The sequence below is a fragment of the Streptomyces sp. AM6-12 genome, assembly GCF_044327085.1.
Taxonomy (GTDB): domain Bacteria; phylum Actinomycetota; class Actinomycetes; order Streptomycetales; family Streptomycetaceae; genus Streptomyces.
Genome location: NZ_JBIQWN010000001.1, coordinates 4,487,336 through 4,500,766, shown reverse-complemented (window position 1 = coordinate 4,500,766; position 13,431 = coordinate 4,487,336). Strand labels below are relative to the sequence as shown.

The 13,431-nt window shown below is 71.6% G+C and carries 10 protein-coding genes; 3 read left to right on the top strand and 7 right to left on the bottom strand.

Annotation, left to right across the window (positions count from 1 at the left end):
- Positions 1 to 54 precede the first annotated feature (54 nt).
- Positions 55 to 558: a DUF6912 family protein gene (locus ACE4Q9_RS20445; protein WP_397985668.1), complete on the bottom strand. Its 504-nt coding sequence runs from the start codon at positions 556 to 558 to the stop codon at positions 55 to 57.
- A gap of 289 nt (positions 559 to 847) precedes the next feature.
- On the opposite strand from ACE4Q9_RS20445, the gene ACE4Q9_RS20440 reads away from it, so the two are divergent.
- Positions 848 to 1,333, top strand: coding sequence for an Rv3235 family protein (locus ACE4Q9_RS20440; RefSeq protein ID WP_397985667.1), 486 nt, complete (start codon positions 848 to 850; stop codon positions 1,331 to 1,333).
- A gap of 228 nt (positions 1,334 to 1,561) precedes the next feature.
- Here ACE4Q9_RS20440 and secA read toward each other — a convergent pair whose 3' ends face one another.
- Positions 1,562 to 4,375: a preprotein translocase subunit SecA gene (gene secA / locus ACE4Q9_RS20435; protein ID WP_397985666.1), complete on the bottom strand. Its 2,814-nt coding sequence runs from the start codon at positions 4,373 to 4,375 to the stop codon at positions 1,562 to 1,564.
- Positions 4,376 to 4,626: 251 nt separating this feature from the next.
- On the opposite strand from secA, the gene ACE4Q9_RS20430 reads away from it, so the two are divergent.
- Positions 4,627 to 5,199, top strand: a complete 573-nt coding sequence (locus ACE4Q9_RS20430; RefSeq protein ID WP_397985665.1) for a GNAT family N-acetyltransferase — start codon at positions 4,627 to 4,629, stop codon at positions 5,197 to 5,199.
- Positions 5,200 to 5,247: 48 nt separating this feature from the next.
- Positions 5,248 to 6,423, top strand: coding sequence for a winged helix-turn-helix domain-containing protein (locus ACE4Q9_RS20425; protein WP_397985664.1), 1,176 nt, complete (start codon positions 5,248 to 5,250; stop codon positions 6,421 to 6,423).
- Positions 6,424 to 6,440: 17 nt separating this feature from the next.
- On the opposite strand, the gene ACE4Q9_RS20420 is transcribed toward ACE4Q9_RS20425, so the two are convergent.
- The 5 genes from ACE4Q9_RS20420 to mtrB form a co-directional block, all read right to left on the bottom strand.
- Positions 6,441 to 7,196 (bottom strand): response regulator, encoded by a 756-nt coding sequence (locus ACE4Q9_RS20420; protein WP_397985663.1) that lies wholly within the window; start codon positions 7,194 to 7,196, stop codon positions 6,441 to 6,443.
- 205 nt (positions 7,197 to 7,401) lie between these two features.
- A complete protein-coding gene (hpf, locus tag ACE4Q9_RS20415) occupies positions 7,402 to 8,094 on the bottom strand; it encodes a ribosome hibernation-promoting factor, HPF/YfiA family (RefSeq protein WP_397985662.1) in 693 nt (230 codons plus the stop codon).
- Between the two features lie 315 nt (positions 8,095 to 8,409).
- Positions 8,410 to 9,279: a ComF family protein gene (locus ACE4Q9_RS20410; RefSeq protein WP_397985661.1), complete on the bottom strand. Its 870-nt coding sequence runs from the start codon at positions 9,277 to 9,279 to the stop codon at positions 8,410 to 8,412.
- A gap of 224 nt (positions 9,280 to 9,503) precedes the next feature.
- Complete coding sequence (locus ACE4Q9_RS20405) at positions 9,504 to 11,336, bottom strand: LpqB family beta-propeller domain-containing protein (protein ID WP_397985660.1); 1,833 nt, start codon at positions 11,334 to 11,336, stop codon at positions 9,504 to 9,506.
- Positions 11,326 to 13,431: an MtrAB system histidine kinase MtrB gene (mtrB, locus tag ACE4Q9_RS20400; protein WP_397985659.1), complete on the bottom strand. Its 2,106-nt coding sequence runs from the start codon at positions 13,429 to 13,431 to the stop codon at positions 11,326 to 11,328. The genes ACE4Q9_RS20405 and mtrB overlap by 11 nt, the downstream gene beginning before the upstream one ends.

The window sequence follows — 13,431 nt, the reverse complement described above, 5'->3', positions numbered from 1 at the left end:
AAGACCGTACCCGCCCCCACTGACAATCCCGCCGGGACGGCCGGTCCTGCCTGGTCAGCCCCGCCCGAGGAGGCCGGGGATCTCCTGCGTGGCGAACCACAGCAGCTCGTGGTCCTCGGCCTCGTCCACGGCGGACCGCGCGGCCTCGTCCCCGCGGTCCGCCGCCGCCAGCGCCCACGCCGCCGCGGTCACGTCCGGCTCGGCGTCGTCGGCGTCGGCGTGAACCGCCGCCGCCTTCGCGAGCGGCACCGTGACCTGCACGGTCACCTCGCCCGGCTCGGCCCCGCTGTCGGACGCGGCCACGACCGCGCCGTCGGACACGTCCACGGCCACCACGACCCGGCGCCGCGGCGCGTCCTCGTCGGCCGCGAGCAGCCGCAGGGAGGCCAGCGCGGCCCGGCCGAGCGCGGCGTACTCCAGCTCCTCGACGTCGTCGGAGCGGTACCAGGCGCGCAGGGCGGGCGTGACCGCGTAGCCGACGAAGGGGCCGGCCCCCAGCTCACCCGTCCTGTGCGCCGCGGCGAGAGCGGGGAGGGTCAGGGGGACGTAGACGCGCATGCTCGCCGCTCTTTCCTGGTCGTTCCGAAGGGCCTTCAGGATACGTGCGGCTGTCCCCTTTCGAGTCCCTGCCCAGACCCCGGAAACGTCAGCCCCGCACGTCGTCCTTCACCCGGCACACCCGCATGATCTCGGGGCTCACCCCTCTGTCTATCCCTCCGGAGGGTGAATCCCCTCGGCCCCTCGCCACCACCGGCCACGTCCTTGCCGCGCGGTCCCCGGCCCCGTACAAGATCCCCACCACCTAGTTACCGCCCGGTATGCGCCGGGCCGTCGAACGGGGACCCCCATGAACAAGGTCATGAGCCGCACCCCTGACTCCCGCCCCCGGCACCGCCCGCCGACCCGCCACGACACCCGCCGCCCCGCAGCGGGCCCCCGCCGCGCGTCCGCCGACGGCCGTACGACCACCCGCACGCCCCGCTCAACCCCTCGGACGCCCGCCGGGCCCCCTCGCCCCACCGATGTCTTCGCGGACCGCCTGCTGGCCGTTCTCAGCGGTCAGCGCCCGGTCCACTGGATGCTCCGCCACACCGCGGGCCGCGCCTACGACGACCTGGCCCGCCTCGCCGCCCGCGGCCCCCTGCGCGCCCGCGGCACCCGCCCGGTCGTCCGCGACCTCGGCTACTACGTCGCCGACGAGGGCGCCCTGGAGGTCTTCGCCCGCGTCGCCGCGGGCAGCCAACTCCGCGCCCTGGCCTTCCGCCTCGAACTGGGCCCCGACCTCCGCTGGCGCTGCACCGCCGTGGAAACGGGCCCGCGTCCAACGCCATAGCCGAGGGTTCGCTCCTGCCCCTCCAGGGCGCTGCCGCCGCCGTAGCTGCGGGCAGTCGTGCCGCTGGGGCGGCACGGGTGGGCGCAGCGGCACCCGCCGGCGCCGGTGAGCGGCCCAGCCTCCGGCCGGCGCCGGCGCGGGGCCCAACTGGACACAGGGCCGCCGGAAAGAACGGCGACGCAAAGGGGGCCGGGCTCGAAAGAACCCGGCCCCCTCAGGGAGTGCGCGTCACTTCTTGCGGCGCCGCCCGCCCTTCGCCTGCTTCCGCCGCTCCGCCCGCGTCAGCCCGTCCGACTCCGACCGCACCGGCCCGTCGTCCTCCAGGTCGCGCTCGACGATGCCGCCCTCACCGTCCACCGTCGGCGCGGAGAAGTGCAGGTCCCGGCGCTGCGGAACATCGAGCCCCTTGGCACGGATCTCCGGACGGCCCGCACCGGCCTGCGCCGGCACCGCGTCCTCGGCGCCCTCGCCGACCGGCTCGGCCTCCTCGACCGGCACCTCCTCGACCTGCTGCTCGACCTGGACCTCCAGGTTGAACAGGTAGCCGACGGACTCCTCCTTGATGCCCTCCATCATCGCGGTGAACATGTCGAAGCCCTCACGCTGGTACTCGACCAGCGGGTCCTTCTGCGCCATCGCGCGCAGGCCGATGCCCTCCTGGAGGTAGTCCATCTCGTAGAGGTGCTCGCGCCACTTGCGGTCGAGGACCGACAGCACGACCCGCCGCTCCAGCTCACGCATGATCTCGGAGCCGAGCTGCGTCTCGCGGGCCTCGTACTGCTGGTGGATGTCCTCCTTGACGGACTCCGAGATGAACTCGGCGGTCAGACCGGCGCGGTCGCCGGCCGCCTCCTCCAGCTCCTCGACGGTGACCTTCACCGGGTAGAGCTGCCGGAAGGCGCCCCACAGCCGCTCCAGGTCCCAGTCCTCGGGGAAGCCCTCGGCGGTCTCCGCGGCGACGTACGCGTCGATCGTGTCGTCCATGAAGTGCTGGATCTGCTCGTGCAGGTCCTCGCCCTCCAGCACGCGCCGGCGCTCGCCGTAGATGACCTCGCGCTGCCGGTTGAGCACCTCGTCGTACTTCAGGACGTTCTTACGCGTCTCGAAGTTCTGCTGCTCGACCTGGGACTGCGCGGAGGCGATGGCGCGGGTGACCATCTTGTTCTCGATCGGCACGTCGTCCGGCACGTTCGCCATGGACATCACGCGCTCGACCATCTGGGCCTTGAACAGGCGCATCAGGTCGTCGCCGAGGGAGAGGTAGAAGCGGGACTCGCCGGGGTCGCCCTGTCGGCCGGAACGACCGCGCAGCTGGTTGTCGATGCGCCGCGACTCGTGCCGCTCGGTGCCGAGGACGTAGAGACCGCCGAGCGCCTCGACCTCCTCCTTCTCCGCCTTGACGGCCTGCTCGGCCTTCTCCAGGGCGGCGGGCAGCGCCGCGGCCCACTCCTCGATGTGCTCCTCCGGGTCGAGGCCGCGCTGGCGCAGCTCCGCCTCGGCGAGGTCCTCGGGGTTGCCGCCGAGCTTGATGTCGGTACCGCGGCCGGCCATGTTGGTGGCGACCGTCACGGCGCCCTTGCGGCCGGCCTGGGCGACGATCGACGCCTCACGCTCGTGGTGCTTGGCGTTCAGCACCTCGTGCTGGATGCCGCGCTTGCTGAGCTGCTGCGAGAGGTACTCGGACTTCTCGACCGAGGTGGTGCCGACGAGGATCGGCTGGCCCTTCTCGTGCTTCTCGGCGATGTCGTCGACGACCGCCTCGAACTTCGCCACCTCGGTGCGGTAGATCAGGTCCGACTGGTCCTTGCGCACCATCGGCCTGTTGGTCGGGATCGGGACCACGCCGAGCTTGTAGATCTGGTGGAACTCGGCGGCCTCGGTCATCGCCGTACCGGTCATGCCGGAGAGCTTGTTGTAGAGGCGGAAGAAGTTCTGGAGGGTGATGGTGGCGAGGGTCTGGTTCTCGTCCTTGATGTCCACCCCTTCCTTCGCCTCGATCGCCTGGTGCATGCCCTCGTTGTAACGGCGGCCGGCGAGGATACGGCCCGTGTGCTCGTCGACGATCATGACCTCGCCGTCGATGACGACGTAGTCCTTGTCCTTCTTGAACAGTTCCTTCGCCTTGATGGCGTTGTTCAGGTAGCCGACGAGCGGGGTGTTCACCGACTCGTAGAGGTTGTCGATGCCCAGCCAGTCCTCGACCTTGCTGACACCGGACTCGTGGATGGCGACGGTGCGCTTCTTCTCGTCCACGTCGTAGTCGCCGGTTTCCTCGATGCCCTTGAGGGGGTTGCCCGCCTCGCCCTTCTTCAGGCGCAGGACGAGCTTGGCGAAGTCGCCGTACCACTTGGTGGCCTGGTCGGCCGGGCCCGAGATGATCAGCGGCGTACGGGCCTCGTCCACGAGGATGGAGTCGACCTCGTCCACGATGGCGAAGTTGTGGCCGCGCTGCACCAGTTCGTCCTTCGACCACGCCATGTTGTCGCGCAGGTAGTCGAAGCCGAACTCGTTGTTGGTGCCGTAGGTGATGTCGCACGCGTACTGCTCGCGGCGCTGGGCCGGCGTCATGTTGGCGAGGATGACGCCGACGTCGAGGCCCAGGAACTTGTGGACGCGGCCCATCATCTCGGAGTCGCGCTCGGCCAGGTAGTCGTTGACCGTGACGATGTGGACGCCGTCGCCGGACAGCGCGTTCAGGTACGCGGGCAGGGTGCCGACGAGGGTCTTGCCCTCACCGGTCTTCATCTCGGCCACATAGCCGAGGTGGAGCGCGGCACCGCCCATCAGCTGTACGTCATAGTGACGCTGGCCGAGAACGCGCTTGGCGGCCTCGCGGACGGTGGCGAACGCCTCGGGCAGCAGGTCGTCCAGGCTCTCACCATCGGCGTACCGCTGCTTGTACTCCTCGGTGAGGGCCCGCAGCTCGGCGTCGGAGAGGTCGACGAAGTCCTCTTCGATGGAGTTGACCTGGTCCGCGATGCGGTGCAGCTTGCGCAGGATCTTGCCTTCGCCTGCACGCATGATCTTCGAGAGGACGGACACGGGGGCTGGTCTCCTTGCCGGTCGGGCCTGGGACGGTCGGTTTTCCATGACGTACTGAGCAACGGCCATCGTATGCGAGGACCCCGCCGCGCCGGGAGTGCCTGGTGTCCCGGCCGCTGCTTCACAGGAACAACGGACGGGACATGCGGATAGTGCCGCATCGGCGCGGGGATTTATGCGAATTGTGATCGCGCGCTCACGGATCGCGGAAATCCATGGCCCCCGCGGGGCGGGACGAGCAGAATCGCCCGATGGAACCCGTCACGCTCACCACCGGCCGTCTCCGTCTGCGCGCCGTCGGACCGGCCGACACCGAGGCCGTGTACGAGGCCGCCCAGGACCCCGACATCCAGCGCTGGACCCCGCTCCCCTCCCCCTACCTGCCCGAGCACGCGCGCGGCTTCACGCACGAGACGGTCCCGGACGGCTGGGCGCAGGGTTCGATGTTCACCTGGGGGATCTTCCTGGCCGGCGGGGAACTGGCCGGCATGCTCAGCCTATCGATGCGCGGCCCGGCCGCGGCCGAGGTCGGCTTCTGGGCCGCCAAGGAGCACCGCGGTCGCGGCCATGTCACCAAGGCCGTGCTCGCCGCCTGCCGCTGGATCTTCACCGACCTGGGCGTCGACCGGGTCGAGTGGCGTGCCGAGGCCGGCAACCACGGCTCGCGCGGGGTCGCCGAACGCGCGGGCTTCACCCTGGAGGGCACCCTGCGCTGCGCCGTCGAGAACAAGGGGGTGCGCCGGGACTGCTGGATCGCCTCCCTGCTCCCCTCGGACCTCGGTCTGCCGTCCACCGCCCCCTATCTGCCGGGGCCGGGTCGGTAAGCCGCAGCTCGGGACGGGTTGTCAGTGCCGCCGTCTATCGTCCGTGGCATGACGACCCTGCCGCGCCCGACCACCACGCTCACCGCGGACGACGCCCGCCGTATCGCCCTGCGGGCCCAGGGCCTGCTCGGCGCGCCCGACCGGCGGGCCGGGGTGCGCGGGGTGCTGCGCCACCTCGGTGCGGTCCAGCTCGACACCATCTCCGTCCTCGCCCGTTCGCACGAACTGGTGCCGTACGCCCGCCTCGGCGCCGTCGGCCGCACCACGGTGGAGGACGCCTACTGGAAGGACACGCACGCCTTCGAGTACTGGTCGCACGCCGCCTGCCTGCTGCCCATCGAGGAGTGGCCGCACTTCGCCTTCCGCCGCCGCGCCTACCGCGACCGCCCGCACTGGAACCACGAACTCCCCGACGGGGTCTACGAGCAGGTCGTCAAGCAGCTGCGCACCGAGGGCCCGCTGACCGCGACCGAACTGGGCGGCGCCAAGCGGACCAGCGAGTGGTGGGACTGGTCCGGCACCAAGGTCGCGGTCGAGCGGGCGCTGATGTACGGCGAGGTGGTGTGCGTCGAACGCCGCGGCTGGAAGCGGGTGTACGACCTCGCCGAGCGCGCCGTCCCCGCCGCGTTGCTGCACGACGAGCTGGACGACGCCGAGTGCCTGCGCCGCCTGGTCCGGCTGGCCGGCGAGTCCCTGGGCGTGGGCACCCGCGCGGACATCGCCGACTATCACCGGCTGAAGGGCGAGCAGGTGGACGCGGTGCTCGCGGACTCGGGTCTGGTGCCGGTCGAGGTCGAGGGCTGGGGCAGGCCGGCCTGGGCGGATCCGGCGGCGCTGGCGACCCCGCCGCGCGGCCGCCACCGCACCACCCTGCTCTCGCCCTTCGACTCGCTGATCTGGGAACGGGCGCGCACGGAGCGGATCTTCGGCTTCACCCACCGCCTGGAGGCGTACACCCCCAAGCCCAAGCGGGTGTACGGCTACTTCGCGATGCCGGTGCTCGCGGGCGGCCGCCTCGTCGGGCGGGTCGACCCGGCACGGGAGGGCCACACCCTGGTGGCCCGGCAGGTCACCCTGGACGGCCCCAAGGCGGTCCCGGCGGTCGCCCAGGCCCTGCTGGAGGCTGCCACATGGGTGCAGTGCACGAACGTCCGGGTGGAACGCGTGGACGACCCCGCTCTGCGCGGACCGCTCACCGCGGAACTCGCCCGCGCCCTCGGCTGAGGGGCGGCGCCGGGCGGCTAGCGGATCTCCAGGATCTTCTCCCGCATCGCGTAGACCACGGCCTCCATCCGGGAGTGCAGCTGGAGTTTCTCCAGGATGTTGCGGACGTGGTTCTTCACGGTGTTCTCGGAGATGAACAACTCCTTGGCGATATCCCGGTTGTTCATCCCCGTGGCGACGAGCTTGAGGACTTCCAGTTCACGGTCGGTCAGCCGGGGCGCGGGCACCAGCCGGCGCTCGTCGGTGCGCTGGATCATCGACTTGAACTCGGTGAGGAGTTTCGACGCCATGGACGGGCTGATCTGCGACTGCCCGTCAGCGACCGCGCGAATGGCGGTGGCCACCTCGTCGGTGGAGATCTCCTTGAGCAGATATCCGGTGGCGCCCGCCTTGATCGCGTCGTAGAGGTCGGCCTCCTCGTCGCTGATCGTCAGCATGATGATCTTCGCGCTGGGGGCGACCTCCTTGATGGAGGTGCACGCCTCGATTCCCCCGCGCCGGGGCATCCGGACGTCCATCAGCACGATGTCGGGCAGCAAGTCCGCCGCCTTGTCGACGGCCTCGGCGCCGTCCCCCGCCTCGCCGACGACCTGGATGTCCTCCTCGGCCGCCAGCACGATCTCCAGGCCGCGCCGGAAGAGCGCGTGGTCGTCCACCACCAGGACCCTGATCGGTTCCCCGCGCGAGGAGCCCCCTTCGGGGCACCTGCCGAGTACACCGTCGTCGGTGTCGTCGGCCTCCTCGCCCCGCATCGGTCCGAAGGTGTCCGCCATCGTTCCTCCCCCTGAAGGCTGTGGCCTGTGTGGTCCCGTGCCATCGCCAACCCAAGGCAGCGGCCCACCGGTTGGGCCCTTGCGGTCATGATTTCATGCCGGAACCACACCGAGGCGCCGCACGCGGCGCGAAGTGGTCGCACACGGGTGCCCCTGGGGGCGCACACGCGCTCCAGGGGCACCGGTTCGGCTCCGGCCCCGGGCGTCAGCCGCCCAGCGTGCCCCCTGCCGCTGGGGGCTGCGCCTCGGCGACCATCGGGTCCGTGTTGAGGTGGATCACGCCGTAGTCGTAGGCGTGGCGCCGGTAGACGACGCTCGGCTCCTTCGTCTCGGAGTCGACGAACAAGTAGAAGTCATGGCCGACCAGTTCCATCTCGTAGAGGGCCTGGTCCAGGCTCATCGGGGAGGCGACGTGGGTCTTCTCGCGGACCACGAGGGGGCCTTCGCCCTTGACCTCGAGCGGGCCGATCTTCGTGGTCGGCACTCCGTCCGTCTCGTCCTCCCCCACCGGGACGCCGTTTCCGTCGAGCGTCGCCGCGCCCGGCACGTGGTCGGGGACCTCTGCCGCCGAGATCCGCCGTGAGCCACGGCGCGAGAACCGCTTGTCGTGCTGCTTGCGCAGGCGCGCGTCCAGCTTCTCCGCCGCCATGTCGAGTGCCGCGTACGGGTCGCTGGCCGCTGCCTCCGCCCGGATCACCGGGCCCCGCGAGCGGAGCGTGATCTCCACCCGGTCGCAGCGGTCGGCCTGTCGAGGGTTGGGCTCCTTGGACACCTCGACGTCGAGGCTGATCACCTTGCCATCGAGCTTCTGGATCTTCTCCAGCTTCAGCTTCTCGGCCACGTGCTTGCGGAACCGCTCGGGCACCTCGGTCTTGCGGCCTTTGACGACGATGTCCACGCAGAACTCCGTTCCCGGATCGCTCCGCTGCTTCGGCGGAGCATCTCCCTTTTGCACCAGGTCCGGTGAGCACCGGACCTCGGACTCGGTGACGTCCACCTCCTCCTCCCCCAAGGGCGGGTTGTCCACCCCACCGGTGCGGGTGATTGCCGGAAAACCCGCAGCACGGCATTCGGATATGAGAGGTGTGGCCTGCGCCTCTTTCCTCACAACCGAACATATCTCGCCCGGACGGATGTCGTCACCCTCTACTGCGGCGTACCTCCGTTCAGGTGAATTAACCCTGTCACTACCTGCAACGACGCAGGTCGGCGGTCAGTTCCTGTTTATTTCGAAAGAATCCGTGGGCGCGGCGATCACGGCCGCGTGCAACGGCGGCCCGAAGGCGCTCACCGCCGTTATTTTCGCTGCACCATGCACCCACTTTCGCTTCTCCCTCTCCGACCGCCTCCCAGTGGTTCGTTCTTCCCTTCCTTCCCGAGTTGCGTTCTTGTACACAGCCCTTGACTCGCCGATTCGCAGGGCCCGCGCCGCCTCCGCGAGACTCGCGCCGGTGGTGACGAGATCGTCGACCAGCACGACCCGGCCCCCGGCGAGCAGCCGGTCCCCGCCCGCCGTCACCTCCAGCGCGCCGGCGAGGTTCGCCAGGCGCCGCCGCGCGTCCAGTCCCGCCTGGTCCGCCACGGCTCTGCGCTGGCGCAGCACCGCCGCCACCCGAGCCGGTGTCCCGGTGCGCCGCAGCTCACCGGCGGCCGCGAGCGCCATCCGCCGTACCGGATCGTGCCCCCGCGCCCGCACGGCCCACCGCGCGGAGGGCACGGGCACGAGCAGGACGGGCCCCGGAGTACCGGCTTCCCGAACGCTGGTCGCCGGCGCACCGGCCCCGGCCGATGCGACGAGGCCCGCCCGCACGGCCCCCGCCAAGGCCGTGCCGAGCGCTCCCGTGAGCGTCAGCGCGCCCCGCTCCTTGTGCGCCAGAAGCAGCGCGCGCACCGCCTGCGCGTACGGAGCCGACGCGTACACCGCCGGCAGTCCCGGTGGCTCCGGCAGCGGCCGCACCCGCCGGGGCGCACTCCCGGCCAGCGCGGTCCGGCAGCGCGCGCAGAGCGTCGTACGAGGTGCTCCGCAGCCCGCGCAGTCGGTCGGCAGCACCAGGTCGGTGAGGTCCCGCCACCACCCCCGCATGACCACCACTGTGCCAAGGCCGGAGCCGGCCCACCACCCCTGTGGACAACGGCCTGTGGATAACTCGCAGGGGCTTGGGAAGGCCGTTGTCAGCGTCCCCGGCCGGGCTCTCTCCGCATCGGCGAGACTCTTTCGGCCTCGGCCAGGCTCTTTCGTCCTCGGTGAGGCCCTATCGTCCGGACCGGTCGGCCCTGACGGGCCGGGCGGGCCGAACGGGCCGGCCGTCAGCCCGGATAGACCGGCGCCGTCCCGTCCTTGTCCACCTTCTGCCACTGCGCCCCGGTCGGCAGCCGGACGATCCCGTCGTCCGAGTAGGCCACCAGCGGTACCCGGTCGTCCTCGGACGCGGCGATCGCCTTCACGCCGGGCAGCGCGCCGGGCGCCGGACCGTCGAGGGTGGCGCCGTCGATCTGGACGTAGCGCATCTGCTGCACGCCGCCCTGCTCCTGGCCGACCACCAGCAGCCTGCTGTCCCCGGCCCACGTCATGGCGCTGACCTGCTCCAAGTCGGGCGCGGCGGAACGGAGTCCAACCACCGAGGGCGCCTCACCGGTCCCCTCCTCACGCTCGATCCGGCCGATCATCAGAGACTGCTTGCCGGCCTTCTCCACGACCAGCGCTATCCGCACGCCGTCGGCGGCCACGCGGGCGTCCTTGATCCGGCCGGGCAGGTCCGGGACGGTGACCTTCCGCGCCCTGGTGGTGCCGTGCTCCACCACGTACAGGGCCGTGGCCTGCGGGTCACGGTCGGCCACCCACAGGTCGCCGCGGGCGTCCCAACTCGGCGTGGTCAGCCGGTCCGCGGAAGTCGGGCCCTTGCTGGTGACCAGCGCGTCGCCGAGTGAACTGTCGAGGGCCAGCGAGGTCACGCGCAGCGACGCGCCGTAGTCGTCGACCGCGGCCACGCTGCGCTCGTCCCGCGACACCGCCACCGACTGGAGCGTCTTGTCGCCCTCGCCGAGCGCGCCCGGCACCTGCACGGACCCGGTGCCGGTGCTCTCGGTCGGCATCCGCACCAGCCGGTGCCTGCCGTCGACGTAGTACAGGTACTCGGGCCGCTTGAAGGAGCCGTGCCAGGCAGCGGACTCGGCGCGCGCCTCGGTCAGATCGCACAGCCGGTGGCCGCCGGTGCCCTGCAACTCGACGGACTCCAGGGTCGGCGCCAGGTTCCGCAGCGTGAACAGCAACTGGGTGGCCATCTCGGTGCACTTGGACGCCGAGACGCGCGACTCCTTGAGATTCAGGGGCACCGTCAGCCGGTTCTGGTCGTCCGGCGCCAGCCCGGACACGCCCTTCTGGAGGGTCGTACCGGTCGGGAAGCTGGAACGCACCACCGGGCGGAGCCATGTGGACGGCTCGCCCAGCACCGAGCGGACCATCTGCGTCATCGCGTCGACCTTGCTGCGCACGAACACCGGATCGGCGACCGCCACCGGCTCCCCGGCCGGCCCGGCCGACGTACCGGAGGCGAAGTAGTACTTGTCGACGGACGTGTAGTTGCGCTGGAAATCCGACTTGCCCATGACCACACCGTCGGGCAGCTCGTCGATGCGCCACTGCCCGGACTTGCCGTCACGGGACAGATGCACCTTCTTGCGGTAGGTGCCGGCCGCGGGCTCGTACGCCTGCTCGTCGTCGACCGTGGCGACGCGGGTGCCGGTCAGCACGCAGGTGATGCTGCCGGGCGCCTCCCGGCTGCCCAGGTGGCAGCCGGGCTCGATGCTCGGCCCGTTCGCGAGGACCGTGGTCGAGCTCTCCGGCCGCCAGGTGCGCGCCGCGTCGTTCGACAGGTACTTGCGGGCCGTGTCGTACGCCGGGTCGTCGCTGGTCAGCGCCTCCAGGAAGCCCTGCATGATCTCGCCCGGCGGGGCGTCCTCGGCGGGCGGCATGGCGAACACCCGTACCCCGGTGTCCTGCCGGGGCGTGGACTCCACGTCCCGCAGGTCACCGCTGTCCGGCATCGAGGCACACCCGGCCAGCAGAACGGCCCCCAAGGCGGTGTACGCCGCCGCGCGCCACGGCTTGTGTCGGGCGCCCCCCTCGCGGTCAGCGCCCACGACATGCCTCCCCTGCATCGGTCGAATGCTCCGGCCGCGCCGTCTCCCGCCGGTCGGATTCCGGTCGTACGGCTCCGGCGTCCCGTCCCGGATCAGCGGCCGGCCGCTCCTCCGGCCGCCGCACGGACCCCGTGGGCCGGGGCACGACCCGTGCGCCGTTGCCGTTGCCGGGCAGGGCGGTCGGGTCGGCGGTGGGCGCCGGCGCACGGGGGGGCAGCGCGGACGCGTGACCGCCGCCCTGCTGCGCCGGAACGGTCGCCCGCTTCTCCGCGCGGGGCGTCCCCGAGTCGTCGGGGCGCCGCTTACGGCGCGAGTCCTTGGGCTCCAGCGGTATCGGCGAGCCCCGCAGCGGCTCGTCCGCGGTCCTGGGCAGCGTCAGCCGGAACTGCGAACCGCCGCCCGGCTCGCCCCAGGCCTGGAGCCAGCCGCCGTGCAGCCGCGCGTCCTCCAGGGCGATCGACAGTCCGAGGCCGGTGCCCCCGGTGGTGCGGGCGCGGGCCGGGTCAGCCCGCCAGAAGCGGCTGAACACACGGGTCGCCTCGCCCGGCTTGAGCCCGACGCCGTAGTCGCGCACCGCGACGGCGACCGCGCCGCCCGCGGCGGCCAGCTTGACGACGACGTCCTTGCCCTCACCGTGCTCGACGGCATTGACGACGAGATTGCGCAGCACCCGCTCCACCCGCCGGGCGTCGGCCTCGGCGACCACGGGCTGTTGGTCGCCGACCACCCGTATACGGGTGCCCTTGCGCTCGGCGAGCGGCTCGGCGCCGCCGACGACGCGCCGCACGACCTCCCTGAGGTCGATCGGCTCGGCCTCCAGGGCCGCGGCGCCCGCGTCGAAGCGGCTGATCTCCAGGAGGTCGGCGAGCAGCGACTCGAACCGGTCCAGCTGGTCGGTGAGCAGCTCGGCGGAGCGCGCGGTCACCGGGTCGAAGTCCTCGCGCGCCTCATGGATGACGTCGGCGGCCATCCGGACCGTCGTCAGCGGTGTGCGCAGTTCGTGCGAGACGTCCGAGACGAACCGGCGCTGCATCCGCGAGAGGTCCTCCAGCTGCTGGATCTTGCCTTGGAGGTTCTGCGCCATCTTGTTGAACGCCTCGCCCAGCCGGGCGATGTCGTCCTCACCGGTGACCTTCATCCGCTCCTGGAGCGGGCCGGCGGACAGCCGCTCGGCGATCCCGGCGGCCATCCGCACCGGCGTGACGACCTGCCGCACCACCAGCCAGGCGATGGCGCCGAGCAGGACGACGACGAACAGCCCGGCGGTCGCCAGGGTGCCCTTGACCAGGCTGAGGGACTTCTCCTCCTGGGTGAGCGGGAAGAGGTAGTACAGCTCGTACGGTCGTCCGTTCGGGTCGTTGACCTGCTTGCCGATGACCAGCGCGGGCTGCGGGTCCTTGCCGTTGGAGTAGACGATCCGGGTGTAGCTCTGGGCGGCCGTGGTGCCGCTGTTGACCCGATGGCGCAGGTCGGCGGGGACACTGGAGGTCGGGTTGACGTTGCCGGAGCCGCGCGGGCTGCGGCCGCCGCCGCTGTCGTCGTCGACGGGCAGCGTCACCACGTCGAAGGCGCCCGCGCCGCCGCTGGACAGCGACTCGACGAGGTCGCTCATCCATTGGATGACGTTCTGCGTGGGCCGGCCGTCCGCGCCGTCGGTGCCGTCCGTGCTGCCGTCGGCGGTGCCGGACGTGGTACCGGTGCCGTTGGTGCCCGCCGCCTCGTCGGCGCGCTGCTTGGCCACCGCGAAGCCGCCCGTGGCCTGGCTCTGCGAGGCACGCACCTTCGCGTCCAGCAGGCCGTTGCGCACCTGCCCGATCACGACGAAGCCGAGCAGCAGGACGACGCCCAGCGACATCAGCAAGGTGGTCGCGACGACCCTGAGCTGGATATTGCGCCGCCACAGCCGCATCACCGGCAGCAGCGGCCGACGCACCCAGCGCAGGAACAGCCGCAGGACCGGGCTGCCCTGTGCCCCGCCCTGGAGCAGTCCGCCCTCGAAGAGGCGCCTCCAGCGGGTACCCGCCGCCCGGCCGACAGGCCGCTTCGGACGGTCCCCGGGCATGCCGGACCCCGAAACGACACTGTCCCCGGACAT

Coding starts and splice junctions, on each gene's coding strand:
- ACE4Q9_RS20445 (WP_397985668.1), bottom strand. CDS start 558: ATGCGCGTCTACGTCCCCCTGACCCTCCCCGCTCTCGCCGCGGCGCAC.
- ACE4Q9_RS20440 (WP_397985667.1), top strand. CDS start 848: ATGAACAAGGTCATGAGCCGCACCCCTGACTCCCGCCCCCGGCACCGC.
- ACE4Q9_RS20430 (WP_397985665.1), top strand. CDS start 4,627: ATGGAACCCGTCACGCTCACCACCGGCCGTCTCCGTCTGCGCGCCGTC.
- ACE4Q9_RS20425 (WP_397985664.1), top strand. CDS start 5,248: ATGACGACCCTGCCGCGCCCGACCACCACGCTCACCGCGGACGACGCC.
- ACE4Q9_RS20420 (WP_397985663.1), bottom strand. CDS start 7,196: ATGGCGGACACCTTCGGACCGATGCGGGGCGAGGAGGCCGACGACACC.
- ACE4Q9_RS20410 (WP_397985661.1), bottom strand. CDS start 9,279: ATGCGGGGGTGGTGGCGGGACCTCACCGACCTGGTGCTGCCGACCGAC.
- mtrB (WP_397985659.1), bottom strand. CDS start 13,431: ATGTCCGGGGACAGTGTCGTTTCGGGGTCCGGCATGCCCGGGGACCGT.